Here is a 16403-nt window from a genome sequence, read left to right as displayed (position 1 = left end):
ACACGATGAATCAAAATTCCTAACTTTGTGCTTATTCAAATGAAAAAAATGCATAAACGAATTGTAAGCAATAATCCGCTAAATCACACATTTATTCTATTATCTATATTGTTTGCTAGCATTTCGTTAAAAGCACAAGATTTTTCTTTGGCCGACCAAAAAAACCAAGTTGGCATTTCTTACAAGCTCTTTATACCAATTAGAAATCAATATGATTACATCATAAAGAATTCCAACGACCTCGGTCTATTCTATGGTCGAAAAATTGGCAAAAAAGGCTTCTTAGTTGTCAATCCATATTACCTAAGAAGTGAGCTGTTTCACAATATGCTCGGCGTTGAGTTGGATTACAAAAGATATTTTTTTGATCTTGATGTGAGAAACAATTTGTACATTTCTTTTGGCGGAGGTTTTCAGACTTCTTTCAAAATCAATGCTTTGCAATACGAAAAAACAGAAACCAATAACGGGCTAGTCACTTATTCAACTAATACTTGGTACACAAAACCTAAGGTAGTGTACTTCCCTTTAAGACTTGGATACTCATTGTTAGTCCTAAAGAAGTATAAAATAGAAGCCTCTATGGGTTATTTTCTGTCTGTGAGAAATTTCAAAAATAAAAGTTTGGACGCTTTCTTGCAGAATATTACTTTTCAAAACAGTAACACCTACGAGACTAACTCTATTAATTCAAACTATATAGAGCCTACCAATTTCACGGCTGGAGTAAAAGTCTTTCGAAGTTTCTAGCTAAATCTCTCTTTTAGTATCTCGCATCTCAGGGTATTTCACAGAACAATCTCTCAGCAAGAGAAATAGGATTTAAGAATCCTAATAAAGTTCTCAAATACCTGATTATGAGATAACCAACTCAGTCCTCTTCATCCCACATCTTTTCTGCCCATTCACGTTCTTCTAGGCCGCTTACCTGTAAATATATGCCAGTAGTCTCCACAGAGGAATGTCCCATCCAGATCTGAATCTGGGTTAAAGGCACTTTTGTGACACCATGAACAGCAAAGCCGTGCCTAAGACCCTTTGCTGAGGCACAAATGCCATATACTTTGGCCTGATTCATTGCTGTTTTTACAATTCTTGAGGCCGTCCTTACGGAAAAGGGCCATATTTTTTGATTGCCAAGCTCATACTGTCCTAGCTCTTTTCGGCTAATGTCTAGAAATGCAAGTAACCGGCCTAAAAGATGTTCTGGCAAAGGAATCTGTCTGTAGACATCATCCTTTCTTTGTTTCAGCGTACGCAGAATGACCGTCTTGTCGGTAAAATCAATCTGTGGAACACGTAGCTCTGATATCTCGCTGATGCGGGCTCCAGTGTAATACAACATTTGACAAAAAAGGCTCTTTTCAAGAGATAATGATAAGATAACTTTATAAAACCTTTGCCGTTCAGCGGCATTTAGATACTTACGTTGACCCCTTCGGTCAATCAAGGAAAAACTACGATAGCCTTGCAAAATTTACTCCTTTATTGGTGCGTGGATATAACCGTCCGAGTATTCACTATTCTCGGTCAAAATTGCAAGCGATTTGTACAAATATTCTCTTAAAACGGGTAGTTTCTACCGTTTTCAATCAATCACCAAGCCTATTCATTCCTAAAAATGCAAAAAATAAGCAGGTGTTGTCATACTATAGTGAATTTTCGGACAGCTAAGCGATGAGTTCCCAGTAACGCTTCACAATAAGGCTGTTGCGTGTTTGCAACTAGTCAAGTGGGTGCATGTGAATATTTATTGCTTTTTGGAGTCAAAGAATGATATAAATAGTCCCGAAAGGGCATTATGGTATGAAAAGCCTGAAAAACATATTCGATAATTTGAGCAACGCACCTGCCAAGGCTAAAGCTTTGGGGGCAGGGATGTTGTTTGGTGCAGTTTCCTTTTTGCCTTTTAATTCCTTTTCTCAAACAGCCTCTACAGACAATTCTTATAAAGAAACGCCAACAGCGACAATCAAAGCCAATACAGCTTCGGTGACAAATGAAAAAGAGCCTGAAAATGCCGCACCAATAATCTTGGAAGGTGATGCCTTTACTGCTCAAGACGCCTCATATAAACCGAATAATCGTTCTGTGGGTGTTTATATGATAATTGATAAGGGTGTTTCGGTTACGCCAGAACATCTAATAAAGGGACTGAAAGAGTATTTTGATCATTATGGATTGCCAGTAAAGTTTGTGAAACAAGCCGTCCCAGACGAAGGCGATGGGTTTACAATGAGGTTTTATGTTGGAGGAGAATCTTACGATGGGAATCTTTGGAATGGAAATGTGTCAATGAAAGAAGTGATCGAGAGTCATCCAAAGGTTTTTGGCAAATTACAGCAGATGTATCATGATAAAAATCCTGAAACCGCACCATCAATTGGGATGAATTAAGGTTTCGGTATTCCTATTCCTGAATTCGGAGATCTAGATAAGCCGAAGCTTGCCTCGCTAGAGAATTTCACTTCGTCTACATATTGCTTATCAGGAGCTCCATCATTTTTCATGACATTACCCATGTGTTCTCGGTGTTTCTCCAAATCTTGTACACTATTATTGTGAATGTTTTCATTCTCCGCCTTCTTTGCTTTCTGTCTGGCGTCCAATTCCTGACCGGCTTTGGCTTTTTCTTCAGGATCTTCAATTTGTAAAATCTGCTTTTGCTCAACCTCAAAACCTTTCATTGCTTTTTCAGTATCTAAAGCTAAATCCAGTTCATCTTGATGAATACGAGATGTGCCATCAGCAATACGTTGATAGCGAGGGATAGCTACAGTTTCTACGAATTGGTTTTGTTCTGTTAAAATGTCTAGCCATTCCTTTTCTGTTTTAGGTGTTTCGGTATTCGGGTGGCGTAGTTGATAATCCCGCAACCACTGCATCATAACGGGATCCGTTGTACCGCCATCCTTGTTTAATTTGAGATTTTTACTTTGGATAACATCTGAAATATGTTGGTGACCATTTGTATAGAAATCTACTTTTTCCATGGCTTCATTCATAAGATCTAATGCCGCCGCCGCCGTTTCATAAGCTTTATTTGCTAAATCGGCCAAAGCCTTATTATTTGCATTGATACTCTCATTGATTTGTTGAATAATTTGTATCCAGCTTAGGCGTTCACGATTTTCTTTTTTTCTGACATCCGCACTTTTCTTTTCAAGAGCGACTGTGTGAGAAAAATGTGAGGCGGATGGGACATGAGAAGCGGTATCAGGGTCAGCAATATTCGCTCTTTGAATATTCTTATACTCTTGGGAGTCAGGGTCAAGAATAGGGTCTTGTGCCGTGGTTTTTCCACCTGCGGCATCATTAAAAACCAGTCTGTAATTATCGCTTGTCATTGCCTTATCCTTGTCCCTGTAACTCAAAGTGTTTCCACTCTATGCCTATGTTTTGGCGTGACGGTTTATCCGTCTTATATAATAGTATAGAGCAGGGTGTTTATGATTCTGTAAATTATTGGGAGGATTTATCTTAAATTTTAGATATTAAGACATACCCATTTTTTATAGGCATGTTTGACGCACATAAATAATAGTGTTAAAATGGAAAAAGTAGAAAAGGAGAAAACTATGCTCGAAATACACACAGAACAAAAACGCCGACCTATAAATTTAACCATAGATGAAGGCATATTAGCACACGCAAAATCACTGAAACTCAATACCTCAAGAGCCGCAGAAATTGGGATTTTAGAGGCTATAAAACAAGCTCAAGCGGAACAATGGAAGGAAAGGTATAAGTCTTCCATTCAGGCCTATAATGAAAGAGTTGAAGGCACAGGTGTACTTCTTGTGCCCGAGTGGGATAATAGCTAATGGCTAGATTTGATGTTTTTGAATTTAGTGGGGAAGCGATTAATTATGTATTGCAAATTCAGGCCAATTTATTCGCTGATTTCTCTACCGTGGTAGTGGTTCCTCTTTTGCCATTGGCCAAAAATGAAAAGGAAATATTAGGAGAACTGACACCAGTTTTTCTTATTCAGGGCAACAAATACCTCATGCAAACCGCTAATATTGGTACGATTAAAAAAACTTCATTGGGCAAGTATGTTGCAAACCTAGAAGGAGAATATCGCCTAGAAATAGTGAAAGCCGTAGATTTTCTATTACAAGGATTTTAATCAGGCGTACCACCAAAGTTGACGGACTCAATAATTGTATGATAAAATCATCATATAAGGAGTATGATAAAATGTCACACAGAACCACTATAACCCTCGATCAGGAAGCTTTTGGTTTTCTAATTAGCGAAGGCGAAGCCAACAGAAGCCGGTTTATTAATGCATTGCTTTTGGCCGAGAAAAAAAGAAAGCTCAAAAGCTTACTTTATACGGCTAACCTTGAAGAGGCAGAAGACCAAGAGTATCAGCTGGAACTAAAAGACTGGGATACCACTGTAGGGGATGGACTTTAATGTTTTATCAACTGGATATTCATTGGATAAACCTTGAGCCTACGGTTGGAGCTGAAACAAGAAAAAACCGACCTTGCATTATATTACAGGCCACTGACGTCAATAATGGGTCAAAAACAATTATTGTTGCTCCCTTACTTCCTAATCATAAATATTGGCCTTTTGCTATAAATGTTATACCGACCGCTAAAAATGGTATTGATAAAGAACGCCATGTAAATGCAAAACAACTTCGGGCTGTTGATATCTCTCGCATTGGCAAGAAAATTGGCCGTTTGGAATCTCGTTATCTGGGTGGTATTCATGAAGCAATAGAAACTGTTTTTGGTTTGAAGTAACTTAAAAAAATTGTATCTAAATGCCATTATTACGAATGATTTCAAGGGGATAATCGTGTTAGATAATCAGATACAAGAACTCTCCAAACAAATGGAAAGAACCGGAGTAGGGGCAAATGCCATACTTAAGAACCGCCGGCATGAAATGCCTAAAGGTCTTAATTCGCAATTAATCAGAGAATGGATTAGAGGCAATATTCTAACATTTAAACCAGAATACATGAATTACCTTCTATCCCTATACGCACCGCTTCCCGATAATCAATGGATAGAACTTGATGATGCTCTATTGGCTAAGTTGGAATGGAAAAGGAAATTCCTTAAAGGACAGCTACGATCTTTATATCGGAAACTACCTCCTGAGCATGAGGTTGGTTATCCCGTTTTGCTTAATATCTTGAATGGCCATGTTAGCAAGGCTAGAAAGCTTAATGTTGAGTATTTACTTAATCTTTAATTTTTGTTTGTTCATCCAAAATAAGTAATGTTGTGTTTCTATAAGATTCATTATTAGAGTCGGTATCAGCAACAAGTTCGTTATTGACCACGGAAAGAAAAACTTCCGAAATTAATTGGATGTTTCTTTTTAACTCTTCATCCGTAAAACAATCTTCATTCTTATCGTTCATGTGGACAAACTTCACTCTGGTAGCCCGTACTTTTTTTGCAAAACCTTTAACCTCATCTGGCTGAATTTTAACATTTGACGCCGTGATAAGTTCTGCAACTCTGTCCTGAAAACTTATTTCACGTTGCTTTTCGGCCACCTGAGTTCTGAACCATTCATAATGTGATGTTCCTTTTAACTTTTCCAAAATTCCAGAGATTTGTTTTAAGCGTTTTTCTGAGTAGGATTCTGTCCTTTTAAAGAACTCTCGATGAAATAGCTCCAATGAAAAACAAAATGCTAAAAATTCGTTTCTGATAGGAACTCCTTTCTCAACGTATGCTATATGGAAGTTCTCCAAAGCAAAACCAATTCGGGAACACAGGTTAAACCAGTTTACAAAAAGTCTTGAAGAATTTCTTACAAGAAAATTTAAATCATAAGAGTTTAAACCATGATTGTATTTTTCCTTTATGCCGAAGACTAAAAAATTAACTTCGCCCGATCTTAATTCAAAGAGATCAAATGACAGCATATTTTTTGACAAAATTGTAAAGAATTGCTCAAAACTATTTTTAGTTTTTAAACATGCGTCAAAGCTTTTGGGTGCTGAAAATTCAATATTTAACCATCCATCTTTCTTGATTGTAATTTCTCTTGAATTCCCCAAAGGAAATCTAATCCTCCACCACAGATACAACTTAAGCTCGTCATTACTATAAAGGGGGTACTCTTTTGAAAAATTGGAGAGATAATCAATATTGCCATTATTCTTACGATTGACCACTATGTCATCAGTGACCATGCTCTTCTGAAGAGATTCGCTGGAAAGCATTATCGTGTGGAATTCTAGGCCATTCTGAAGGTTAACGTCTCCCTTCCCAATCAATGCAAATTGGTATTTAAAGGAATAATTGTATCCTCCCCCCAATACTGATTTTGTATGCCTACCATTTATTAAAATAATAGCATATGCTTTCAAAGAAGAAGTTTCTGTAAAATCGCCGTATACTACATTCAACAGCTTTTCATTCATGGATAAAATAATGGAAGAAAAATTAACAATATCCAGCCTCGCAGAACCATCTGGATTCAAAAAGATTGAGCCAGAATGTTCGAGTGTACCGTCTTCATTTTTCCAAATTCCGACAAAAGTTTTACCCAACAATTCACTTTCCATACTTTTCAAGGTGTAATATTTCGAAGGGAAATAAGATAATTTAACATTTAATTGGTCTTTATAATCAATGCTATATCCTAACTCTTGAAGGTTCTACATGAACTATAAAGTTAAGATTTTCATCCCCCAAAGCTACCTTAAACTTGCTGTATTTAAAATGCAGACTTAAGGTCTAGGCTCAATCCCTTGTTATTAAATGTTTTTCCACTTTGCGTGACTTGTTCCGTTCGACAAAGAATATTTATTAGGGCGTAATCTGAGGGCTTGCTTTGTGGATATCTCCATTCAGAGCTCTTGAACCTTTGCTTTCAATTTGAATAACTAAAGGTTGAGCTGGTTATAGGATGTGCGGCTTAAGATTGCTATCCCTGGCGAAGCCCCCTTACGGCTTCAAACAAATAATTTCTCTCTGGCAATAGAGCCATTCACTCGCTCACACAAATTATTTGTTTTCGGGGAAGCAAACACAAGCCTGATGCACATCCCTTTGGTTTAACCAGCTTTAGTCATTCAAACCAAACGAAAGGAAGACCATCATGAGCGATAACACAGAAACCAAGAAAACCCCAGATTACAACATTTTTGTAAAAGTACTTGTAGGCAATGAAACCCAAATTGGCTCGCAAATCGGAAGGGCATGGAAACATAGTAAAGGAAACGGATTAAACCTTGTCCTCGATGCCCAGCCCATTCCGCTAAATGGCAAGATTGAATTGGTAGCGTTTGAAACCTCAAAGAAATCTTAATATAAAGCTGTTGTCTTTCTCTGGCTTCATGCCTGAGGAAGATAACAAATGAAAGAGAAATCAATGCCTAAGACATATCAAATTCATAAATCCACATGGAGGAACATTCCTATAGAAGTACGTTTCTGTGAAATCTGGTCAAATGCCGTATCCAAAAACTACGGTGAAAATTTCTCTCATCTGGAGGTTCGCCAAGCGGATAAAATCAAACTACCCATCACCGAAACGGGATATATCTCTCATTTTGTATTTGCCGCAAGGGTATATCAAGAAGGAACTCCCTTAGAATACGTTCACAAATGGCTCGATCATGATGCCCAATCCAGCGAATGGAAACGTCATGAAAAGGAATCCAAACAACTCAACCTGTTTTAGAAAGGAAAATAAAATGTCTACCAATGAAATTTATGACTATGTAACAAACACCATTATTGATTTACTAGAGAAACATCAGACCGAAGAATTCAGTATCCCTTGGGTTCGGCTTGATAGCGATAATAAACCTGCCAGAAATGCAATTTCGGGTAAGAAATACCGGGGTGTTAATCAATTACTTCTCTCTATTGTGTCTACACTTCAGGGTATCCCAGCCAATCAATGGTTGACTTTCAATCAGGCAAAAGCCGCCGGTGGAAGCGTCCGTAAAGGTGAAAAGGCTTTACCGGTTATTTATTACAAGTCAGCCTTCATTGATAACAACAAGAAATATTATAAACCTGAAACCATCAAGAAAATGAGCAGGGCAATCATTGAAGCCAAAGGTATTCAATCCATTCCTATCATGAAGCTCTACTCCGTCTTTAATCTAACGCAGACAGAAGGTCTTGAACACCTTCGGGAAGCACCGGAGAAAACACCTGACCTGAATGAGCACTTTGAACGTCATTCCAGAGCAGAACAGCTCATGAATGCAACCCAAGCTGATATACGTATCAAAGAAAGTAATAGGGCCTATTATAAACCAATAGAGGATTATATCACTTTGCCATTGCGTGAGCAGTTTCAGGAGGTTTCTGATTTCTATGCCACTGCTTTTCATGAGCTCGCTCACTGGACAGCGGCTGAAAAACGCTTGAATAGAACTTTTGGTAAATCATTTGGAGATAATGACTATGCCATGGAAGAACTTGTCGCCGATATTTCCAGTGCCTTTGTTATGGCCTCATTTGGCGAAACGAAGCGTATTTCAAAGAATGCATCCTACGTAAAGTCTTGGCTTGGCGTTCTGAAGCAAAACAATCGGGCTGTTTTACAAGCCGCACAACAAGCTCAGAAGGCGGCCGATTTCCTTCTTGAATTCCAAAAGGAGTAATTCTTTTTTCTTCAGTTAAGCAAAGCAATTTGATTCCATCTATTTAATCCATTACAACCATTTAACAATTAGGAGATAGTGCTAAATGACCTATCAAGAAAAACATAAAGCATTTGAGGACGGTTTACTGCAACTTGGTCGACGCTTTGACCTTTCAAGGGTCTTTGATGATTTTCTGACCATGGGCATGTGTAGCCATCATCAAACAAATATTTCAAGTAGACTAAGTGAGATAGATGAAGAGAATGAAGCAGAGTATATGAAGGTCATTAAGCCTTACTCCAAAGAAGAACTAAATCAGTTTGCTAAATTATTGGCTAATTTTCAGGAAGGGATAAACCACCGGCAATATAGTGACATGTTAGGCCAGTTCTTTACACAGCACATTACCCAAGGCCACAACGGTCAATTTTTTACGCCAGAACCTATATGTGATTTGATGGCAAGAAGTTTTGGGATCGATAAATCCGTGAAGGGCCAAAGAGCCTATGACCCTGCCTGTGGTTCAGGAAGGCTTTTGTTGGCATTTGCAAAGGTTGCTCCTGATAACGCTTTCTATGCCAATGATGTGAGTCTTACTTGTGCCAAAATGACAAGTCTAAATTTTATGTTCAATGGTCTTCGGGGGGAAGTTGCTTGTATGAACACTCTTTCCATGGAGTGGACAAGGGGTTGGAGAGTCAATTGGCCCACTCTTGGCATTAAGCCCATAGAGAAGGAAGAATCCAAAATATGGACTGCACCGTTCCAAAAACCAGATCAGGGGAAACAATTAGGACTGTTTTAAAATAGGTTTTCAGAAAAATACATCGAAGATTAAAATCAACGTTTAAATGCTCTTTAAACGCTATTTAAACAATACGAGATAGCAACTGTATGAAAAGTTTTCTGTAATTTTACCCTCGGTCTGTTTCGTGTTTTTTTAAACCATAACAATAAGATAATCAATGGATTATGTAGACTTTTTTTTCTAACTTAGGTTTTGACTTCAATATGGATTTGAAGCCAAAAGTTATTGATATTGAGAAAGAAGCTACTTTATCTCAAAAACTTAAAAATTCGGTTTTTTTTTATAAAAGTCCGAATAACACTAATACCTCTTTTTACCTTATTACTTCTTCTTTAGAACCCACAGAACTCGAACATTTTAGAAAATATGTTTGGAATAAGAATGATGCTGATATAATTTTCTATTATCCTAATGATGCTGATGAAATAAGAATGTTGTATGCAAAATATTCTCCTAAAGTTTCAAATATCGATAGTGTTTTAGAGGTCTTTTCACCTACTGAAAAAGATTTAGATACGATTGAAAAAATCAGGCACTGGCAGTTTGATAGTGGAGTATTTTGGTTAAATTATCATTCGTTTATTGATAAAGCGAAGTATAAAGGAATTGATAAAGAGTTAGTTGCAACTTTGACGGCATTAAAAAAGCAATTAAGCAATATTTTAACCCAATTAATTTCTGATGATAGTAAGAGAGATGAAGTAGTTCAGGCATTAATTGATAGAACACTGTACATTAAATACTTAGAGGACAAACATATTATTAACTCGTATTTTTTTAGTCATTATTTTAATGATGATAATGTTAATTATGTAAAATAAAGCGATAAGGTTTAGTCCAAAGTAAGAATGTTAAAGTCTTTAGGAGTGTAGGAGTTAACTTTCTTAATCTTTATATTATCTAAGTTTTGGCTTTTTCCGTTGAATTCTCGTTGAATTTTATCTTGGCAAATCACAGCTCTTGCTTTGGGGTGTATGATATTAGATAGATTTGTGTCATTATGCCAAGCTTTTAATACGGACTTGATGTTCCAGTCGTATTGCTTAAGCCAGTTTTTCATGTCGTTATAGTTCTCAATAGAATCAAATCCAATATACTCTCCCGAGATATATTCTAGGTCAAAAGACTCCTTAATGTTAGTGTAAAACAAAAGGTTACACTTGCTAAGATTAATTATCTTTTCAATTTCTGACTTAGAGTCTCCATCATTAATTGGCAACATAATTTTTGGATTCGACATTAAAACTCTCCATATCTATTTATTCAGAAAGCTGTTGTTATCAGTTTTCAAGAAGGAAGTCAATACTTTCTCCTATTTGAACCTCTATTGCTTCGGACATTTTTTCTGATAAATTTTCTACTGGAATAAAAGTGGTGTTTTGAAGATTCCTTAATCTTAATATCCCCTTCGAAAGCTGATATGGGTCACATATAATTATTGCTTGCTGGCAATAGGATAAGCTTTTTCCAGTTTGGATAGTGCTAAATGAAGCCAAATCGGAGCCCATATAGAACCAGACAAATAAATTGCATCGAGTTAAGCCAGAGAGGCTTGGAGGGATAATATGTTTGTTTTTGAAGCTTTTTTCTCTGCTAATAATTCTATTAAACTCTGCTCGGTCATTATATTTATCTTTTAACGATTTAATTATGGAGTCAATTTGAGGTTTGGTGCTTTCAAATTTTTCGTCAGAAATAGCTGTATTAGGGATTGCAAAAAAAACCTGAACCTTATGTGGAACGAGTGATCGTACACCCCAGCTTTCTTTATAGTCCTCGGTTTGTTGTTGTAGTGTTTCTAAATTGAATACAGTGTTTGGTGTTTTATGATAATTTAGCCATTTCTGTTGTAGGTACTGGATTATTTCAGATGGTATCTTGAAGTACTCATCACGGTTGTGATTATGATAAAAATATCCCACTGAGATTTTTTCAAGTGAATCAACAAACACTCTTCTTAAAACTAAAGATCCAGATTCTATATGAAATAACTCTCCGCCTAGATATTGTCCAAGAACTATTTCATCTCGTAAAAAGTCAGAAGAAAATAGTTGAATGTTTATTTGCTTGTGCGTTTCGTTATCAACCAGATTAATTGAGAATATTTTTGGATTCCAAGATGGGTTAAGTTTACCAGAGTAATTTCTAGAATCTACTTCTCTAATGTTTTGTAATCTAACTTCATTGTTATCAATAGAGATTGCCGCCCTTCCAATTCCCTTCTTTTCCTTATTAATATAGAAGAAGTATACTTCAAAAAAAGCTTTTGGAATACGATGAGTTAGTCTTTGATTTAGAACAGTTTGCTTGTTTTCTTCTAGAAGAAACGTTTCTAAGGCCTCCACCGACCTTTCGGCAGCTTGAGTAAGTTTATTAGTATCTTTTACTAGCTCCTTCCTTTTATCCTCAGTCAGCGTTGCGTTTTTAGTTTTGGATAGATAATCCCAGTTTCGACCTTTTGATGTTTCTATATGGGTTTGAAAATTAAACCAATCTGACTTGTTTATGCCAAACCTATCCTTTGTTACATACTTTGCTTTGACCCAATTTCTGAATTCTTGATATGTAAAATCTGATTGACTAAGCCTTTCAATCAATTTATTAAGATCGGCAAATAGCTGCTCCATTTCCTCTCTAGTGTAGGACAATTCTTCATCATTAAACTTAGTTGCCATAATAAACTGTAGTTATTTAAAATAAACCAAAATAAGTATTTAGTACAAATATAAGTTTATTTTGAATAATATTTGTTTTTTTAGGAATGTTTGTATCGTCTTTAAAGTAAAGACCTTATTAATAAACCTTTCTAATGAATACAAATGAAAAATTTACATCCAAACAAACTAATGGTTTTTCAGGTGCCTCCTCCAATTGAATTGCCTCCCGTTCAAAACTACCTAGCCCATCTGGGTTCGCTGGCAATCAGAGGTAAGGCTACTGAATCAGAATTGGTGAAAAAACTTGAACACTTTAAAGAGCAAGCATATTTCAAGGAGGAAATTGAAATACAGGCCAAACTATCCATCTGTAAATTAGAAATTAAACGGATAGATGAAAAATTGAATCGTTCTCCCGATGAAAGAGCAAATGAGCTAGTTGGCACCAAATACTTACCCGATTTTCAAGGTATGCGTGAAAAATTGGATTGCCAATACGAAGACAGTGAAAGAGAATTAAGACTAACTCGCCCAGATTACGAAGAGGCGGTCGATAATTTGGAAGCCGAAAAATTCATTAACCCACAATTCCGCAAGAAGACATTTTTGGACTCCGCTTTCCTTTATACTATGGCTATTCTTATGGGAGTCTTAGTAGAAACTTTCTTACTTGGACAGGGAATAGCCCATAGCGGGATAGTAAGCCATTGGTTTTTTTCTTATGCGGCGGCATTTGGAATTGGATTGTTATACGCGGCATTAATTGAGGCTTATACCGAGAAAATATAAACATTCAAAATTATGAAAGGAATAAATAATCGTAAAAACAGGATACTCTTCGCTCTGATTGCAATTCTGGCAACCAATACTCTTATTAGGTTATATGCTAAAGAAAAAACAGACGTTCTGCTGCCTACTGTTATAGGAATAGCCTTAACAATTGCACTTATTCAACTTGGCAAAAGATTCCATATGAATGGGAATTTGCTTTTCTGGAAGAAAAGGGAAAGAAACATTCGGAGAAAGAAAACAAATCTTGAATTCGAGCTTCAGAAGTATGGTCCAAGATTAGACAAGTCAAAGCTCATTTTACATGAAAAAGCTCTAAGTGATGTTGTTGAAGAAGGCAACAATCTTTCGGATAACAAAGAGAACTTAGAATATAGCCTTGATATTGGACAGAGTTTACTCGCTAAGATCGAACAATTCAGGAATGAGATTTACCAAACTGGGGTAACACGTATTAAAAATGGCGTAGAAAATCGCGGCAATTATCCTTTAGATTAAAAACTATTCATTAAACAAATTACTTATGAAACTAAAATATATACTCTTTACATTAACCATACAGCTCGTTTCGGCGAGCTCCTGTCAGCCTGAGTCCTCTAGCCTCTTTAAATTACAAGAAAGGATAGAGGTTGCAGAAGTGCTAGTAGACCATAGTGAAAGTGCGGATAACAATAGTTCGCTGGCTACAGCAAAGAACCTCATGCCTTATATAGATAGTAGAATTTCTGCTATCGAGAGTCAGAACACAATGGCACGAATCTATTTCGTAATAAGGGTTGCAGAAATTGGACAGACCGATATCAAACCATATAAGGAGTTTTGTTTGCCGGCAATTGTTCCCTCACTGATGAGAGAGGTCGTTTACCCTGAAAAGCGAGATGAAAAGCTACAAGAACTAGAGGCATATTTGACTCAAATGCTTGAAAAAGAGAAAAACGAAAAATACACTTTTCTTGCCAGTGCACTTAATGAAAGCCTTAATAGAGTAGCTGAAGCGGATAAGGCCGTAATTATTGTAATTACTGATGGCCAGGAGGACGATACCAAAGTTGCTTTTTCAAAAGAAATGGCCAAAGAAAGTGTAAATTTTGAAACGCTCGCCAGTAAAGTTCGCTTCGAGCCATTAGAGAGAGTTTTAGAAGCAGAAGTTATTTTCCTTAATGAGTCTAAAATATTTGACCCCATTTCTGCCAAATCCTTTGAATTCTGGAAGTTTTTATTAACCCCATCTGTTAAAAATGGGGTACGGGTTACAGCAATGCTTTAAATGACACTAAACACCTACGCAATGGAAAGAATTTTATCACTTCTAATCAGTCTTGCATTAATTCTTGGAGGCTTCTACTTCTGTCTTTGGGTATTTCGTTCACTAGTGAACTGGCTATTTGAAGACAACTCCTCGAAATTCATCCCAAGAACCCTCAGTTTGGGAATCATTGTTTACCTGATCTATTACTTCATATGAAGTCCGCTAAAATGCGGTTTTAGTATTGCAAGCGGAAATGGCGTGTCGGGTACTGCTAAGAAATAGGCCCGACACCCTGATAATCAATTTAATAATTTACGTCGATGGCAAATTATAGAAGACAAAAACAGTATATCTCTGAGTCTGAACTCGATGCTGCTAAACATAAGAACTTACTCCTTTATCAAGCCCAAAGGTTTGGGTGGCCTATAGGTTTTAGTATATGGCTTTGTAATACCTTGTTGAGGAGCATTGAGTTAAATGGGATAGTTTGGGTTCGGTGGAAGATTGGAAGAACATCTCATGGGTTCATAACTATAATAATTAACTATATACTATTGGCTCTAATTTCCATCTGGGATATTGACCTTTTGGTCGGAGTTACTGAAGAGACGCTCGATTATTACGTATACTATTTAGGGGTAGCGAGTATGAGTTTTATAAACCCAATCTATATGGTAGAGGCAAATCCAATCCTTGGCATGTTCAATTTAATGGTAAGCGGTCTTGCAATAAGCAACAAGGCTTTGGAACAAGCACTTCCGGTAAACAAGAAACCTGCTCTTTACTCCAGAGGGGAGAGCATCCTAATGTCATTAATCAGTCATTTTATAACCTCTAAACCTCATGGTTTTTATGCCTTTCCTTTTGGAGTGATAGAATCTATCCAACATTACGGTCGAGCGACTGATTTAATAGGGATTTATCACCGGATCTTACAACCCATAATTCTAGGAGGCCTTGGTTATGGTATTTATAAATATAGTAAGTACAGCTTGTGGGGACAGGATTGGGAAGTTATAGGGTGTTTGCTGATAGCCAGTGGGTTCATGATTTTTACAAGAGATCTTGCCATCTTTTCTAGCGACAGAAAGAGCCGCTAAAAGCTATTGTGGCGTCGATAGTCCAAGTTCTTTGCGGATATCTCCTTCCAGATCAATGGCTTTAACGTAGTTTCTAGGCCAAATAGAAAGGTTTTGGGTCAGAGCGGCAAGACTAAGGGCAAACGGTAGAATTTCCTCTGGCTGCAAAACCTGATCGGCGATAAACTTCTGAAATATAAGCGATTCAGCGACTTTTAAATGACGTGGAGCCCCTTTGTGAAAAACAGAGATGAAGATTTCCACGGCTGCAATAAAAGTAGGTAAGCCATGAAGTTCAATGGCTTCCTTGCGTAGGTAGGATTCAAATTCAAAATCCTCCGGTGGTAAGTCCAGTGTGGTTTCATCGAATTTGACAATCTGCGGAACAAATTTGAGTCCAATGGATTTACGGATGGCAGCATCAATACGTGCATGATCAGGTTGATGCCCTTTGGCATAGGCTCTGTAGTGAAGCTCGCAGACCCACATACAGGCATTCCAGAGGTGCTCACGCTCTAAGGACCAGTCGTCCAAAAAGTCATGAGTAATACGGCCGAGAAAAACAACGAGTTTTTCAGGTGCATGGGTTTGAAGCCAGTCAATCAAATAGTGGTAACCGCTCTGAAAAGTCAGCGGGTATTTACGGACGCATAGTTCCATCAGATGAATGCCGGTAATAGCTCCAACGACTTTCTCTGCATCGTACATGCCTTGCTCCTTTTTACATGTGAAAACGAATTATCAGTGTATCATAAAATTCAATTAAAGTCAAACAATTATGCCAAATCAAAAAGACAATTCTGAGGTTAAGAAAAACTTTCAGGAGCGAATTAAAAAAGAAGAATTAGGCCAATTCAAAACGCTCAGAGATGTTGAGGTTTTCACTTCAAAGCTGAAAGCCAAAACAGCTGATAATGGAATTGGAGAAAAGGCCTATAGTGCATTGAACAAAAGGCAAACCACCGAGCGTGAAGACCTTAGAGAAACGCAAGCAGGGCAAAAGCAGAATGCCCAACGAGCCAACGCTGATGTATCAGCTCCAAAGGTTGATATGAAAGAACTTGAGCAAACGCTTTCGACGGCCGAACACAATCTTTCTCAAAATCAGGGCAAAGAGTTACTGTCCTTTAGAGATAATTATGTGACGAGTAAAGAACAATTTTCCAGAAATGCTTCTGAAAGCCTTGCTCCCGATAAAACAATTTCCAGTCCGGTAAAAGAATAAACATAG

The 16403-nt window shown here is 37.2% G+C and carries 23 protein-coding genes; 17 read left to right on the top strand and 6 right to left on the bottom strand.

Translation table 11 applies throughout. The features are described 5' to 3' along the window. Positions 1–48 precede the first annotated feature (48 nt). Positions 49–750: a hypothetical protein gene (locus tag AC0L6O_RS05110; protein ID WP_473306808.1), complete on the top strand. Its 702-nt coding sequence runs from the start codon at positions 49–51 to the stop codon at positions 748–750. 121 nt (positions 751–871) lie between these two features. Here AC0L6O_RS05110 and AC0L6O_RS05105 read toward each other — a convergent pair whose 3' ends face one another. Next, positions 872–1474 carry a tyrosine-type recombinase/integrase gene (locus tag AC0L6O_RS05105; protein WP_473306807.1) on the bottom strand — a complete coding sequence of 201 codons (603 nt, stop codon included), beginning with the start codon at positions 1472–1474 and terminating at the stop codon, positions 872–874. Positions 1475–1806: 332 nt separating this feature from the next. Between AC0L6O_RS05105 and AC0L6O_RS05100 the strand changes: the two genes are divergently transcribed. Beyond that, entirely contained in the window at positions 1807–2397 is a 591-nt protein-coding gene (locus tag AC0L6O_RS05100; RefSeq protein WP_473306805.1) for a hypothetical protein, read from the top strand. On the opposite strand, the gene AC0L6O_RS05095 is transcribed toward AC0L6O_RS05100, so the two are convergent. Beyond that, entirely contained in the window at positions 2394–3347 is a 954-nt protein-coding gene (locus tag AC0L6O_RS05095; protein WP_473306804.1) for a hypothetical protein, read from the bottom strand. The two genes, AC0L6O_RS05100 and AC0L6O_RS05095, sit on opposite strands and share 4 nt — an antisense overlap. 204 nt (positions 3348–3551) lie before the next feature. On the opposite strand from AC0L6O_RS05095, the gene AC0L6O_RS05090 reads away from it, so the two are divergent. The 5 genes from AC0L6O_RS05090 (at position 3552) to AC0L6O_RS05070 (ending at position 5220) form a co-directional block, all read left to right on the top strand. Then, positions 3552–3824, top strand: a complete 273-nt coding sequence (locus AC0L6O_RS05090) for a type II toxin-antitoxin system CcdA family antitoxin (protein WP_473306802.1) — start codon at positions 3552–3554, stop codon at positions 3822–3824. After that, the gene (locus tag AC0L6O_RS05085) at positions 3824–4132 is read left to right on the top strand and encodes a CcdB family protein (protein WP_473306801.1); all 309 of its coding nucleotides are present in this window, start codon (positions 3824–3826) and stop codon (positions 4130–4132) included. Before AC0L6O_RS05090 ends, AC0L6O_RS05085 begins: the two co-directional genes overlap by 1 nt. 38 nt (positions 4133–4170) lie before the next feature. Then, the gene (mazE, locus tag AC0L6O_RS05080; protein ID WP_473306799.1) at positions 4171–4425 is read left to right on the top strand and encodes a type II toxin-antitoxin system MazE family antitoxin; all 255 of its coding nucleotides are present in this window, start codon (positions 4171–4173) and stop codon (positions 4423–4425) included. Further along, positions 4425–4763, top strand: a complete 339-nt coding sequence (locus tag AC0L6O_RS05075) for a type II toxin-antitoxin system PemK/MazF family toxin (RefSeq protein WP_473306798.1) — start codon at positions 4425–4427, stop codon at positions 4761–4763. Before mazE ends, AC0L6O_RS05075 begins: the two co-directional genes overlap by 1 nt. Positions 4764–4854: 91 nt before the next feature. Beyond that, positions 4855–5220 (top strand): hypothetical protein, encoded by a 366-nt coding sequence (locus AC0L6O_RS05070; protein WP_473306796.1) that lies wholly within the window; start codon positions 4855–4857, stop codon positions 5218–5220. Here the strand turns inward: AC0L6O_RS05070 and AC0L6O_RS05065 are convergent. After that, entirely contained in the window at positions 5210–6550 is a 1341-nt protein-coding gene (locus AC0L6O_RS05065; protein ID WP_473306795.1) for an ApeA N-terminal domain 1-containing protein, read from the bottom strand. The genes AC0L6O_RS05070 and AC0L6O_RS05065 overlap by 11 nt on opposite strands. A 536-nt stretch (positions 6551–7086) precedes the next feature. Between AC0L6O_RS05065 and AC0L6O_RS05060 the strand changes: the two genes are divergently transcribed. The 5 genes from AC0L6O_RS05060 to AC0L6O_RS05040 all read left to right on the top strand — a co-directional run bounded on the left by AC0L6O_RS05060 (position 7087) and on the right by AC0L6O_RS05040 (position 10219). After that, positions 7087–7296 (top strand): hypothetical protein, encoded by a 210-nt coding sequence (locus AC0L6O_RS05060; protein WP_473306793.1) that lies wholly within the window; start codon positions 7087–7089, stop codon positions 7294–7296. Positions 7297–7344: 48 nt separating this feature from the next. Next, positions 7345–7671: a hypothetical protein gene (locus AC0L6O_RS05055; RefSeq protein ID WP_473306791.1), complete on the top strand. Its 327-nt coding sequence runs from the start codon at positions 7345–7347 to the stop codon at positions 7669–7671. Beyond that, entirely contained in the window at positions 7637–8608 is a 972-nt protein-coding gene (locus tag AC0L6O_RS05050) for an ArdC family protein (protein WP_473306789.1), read from the top strand. The genes AC0L6O_RS05055 and AC0L6O_RS05050 overlap by 35 nt, the downstream gene beginning before the upstream one ends. A gap of 85 nt (positions 8609–8693) precedes the next feature. Then, positions 8694–9395, top strand: coding sequence for an N-6 DNA methylase (locus AC0L6O_RS05045; RefSeq protein ID WP_473306788.1), 702 nt, complete (start codon positions 8694–8696; stop codon positions 9393–9395). A 206-nt stretch (positions 9396–9601) separates the two neighbouring features. Next, entirely contained in the window at positions 9602–10219 is a 618-nt protein-coding gene (locus AC0L6O_RS05040) for a hypothetical protein (RefSeq protein WP_473306787.1), read from the top strand. An 11-nt stretch (positions 10220–10230) separates the two neighbouring features. Here AC0L6O_RS05040 and AC0L6O_RS05035 read toward each other — a convergent pair whose 3' ends face one another. Beyond that, the gene (locus tag AC0L6O_RS05035; protein ID WP_473306786.1) at positions 10231–10638 is read right to left on the bottom strand and encodes a hypothetical protein; all 408 of its coding nucleotides are present in this window, start codon (positions 10636–10638) and stop codon (positions 10231–10233) included. Between the two features lie 40 nt (positions 10639–10678). Next, positions 10679–12073, bottom strand: a complete 1395-nt coding sequence (locus AC0L6O_RS05030) for a hypothetical protein (RefSeq protein WP_473306785.1) — start codon at positions 12071–12073, stop codon at positions 10679–10681. Between the two features lie 144 nt (positions 12074–12217). Between AC0L6O_RS05030 and AC0L6O_RS05025 the strand changes: the two genes are divergently transcribed. From AC0L6O_RS05025 to AC0L6O_RS05010, 4 genes are all read left to right on the top strand, one after another. Then, positions 12218–12844, top strand: a complete 627-nt coding sequence (locus AC0L6O_RS05025) for a hypothetical protein (protein ID WP_473306783.1) — start codon at positions 12218–12220, stop codon at positions 12842–12844. A 12-nt stretch (positions 12845–12856) separates the two neighbouring features. Next, positions 12857–13342, top strand: coding sequence for a hypothetical protein (locus AC0L6O_RS05020; protein ID WP_473306782.1), 486 nt, complete (start codon positions 12857–12859; stop codon positions 13340–13342). A gap of 25 nt (positions 13343–13367) precedes the next feature. Further along, the gene (locus AC0L6O_RS05015) at positions 13368–14111 is read left to right on the top strand and encodes a hypothetical protein (RefSeq protein ID WP_473306781.1); all 744 of its coding nucleotides are present in this window, start codon (positions 13368–13370) and stop codon (positions 14109–14111) included. A gap of 302 nt (positions 14112–14413) precedes the next feature. After that, complete coding sequence (locus AC0L6O_RS05010; RefSeq protein ID WP_473306779.1) at positions 14414–15193, top strand: hypothetical protein; 780 nt, start codon at positions 14414–14416, stop codon at positions 15191–15193. 3 nt (positions 15194–15196) lie between these two features. Here AC0L6O_RS05010 and AC0L6O_RS05005 read toward each other — a convergent pair whose 3' ends face one another. Next, on the bottom strand, positions 15197–15880 hold the full coding sequence (locus AC0L6O_RS05005) for a hypothetical protein (protein ID WP_473306778.1): 684 nt from the start codon (positions 15878–15880) through the stop codon (positions 15197–15199). A 70-nt stretch (positions 15881–15950) separates the two neighbouring features. On the opposite strand from AC0L6O_RS05005, the gene AC0L6O_RS05000 reads away from it, so the two are divergent. Continuing rightward, positions 15951–16397, top strand: coding sequence for a hypothetical protein (locus AC0L6O_RS05000; RefSeq protein WP_473306777.1), 447 nt, complete (start codon positions 15951–15953; stop codon positions 16395–16397). Positions 16398–16403: the final 6 nt, after the last annotated feature.

It is taken from the genome of Arcticibacterium sp. GJ41-1 (assembly GCF_055808875.1).
This window is presented reverse-complemented; position numbering and strand designations above follow the sequence as displayed.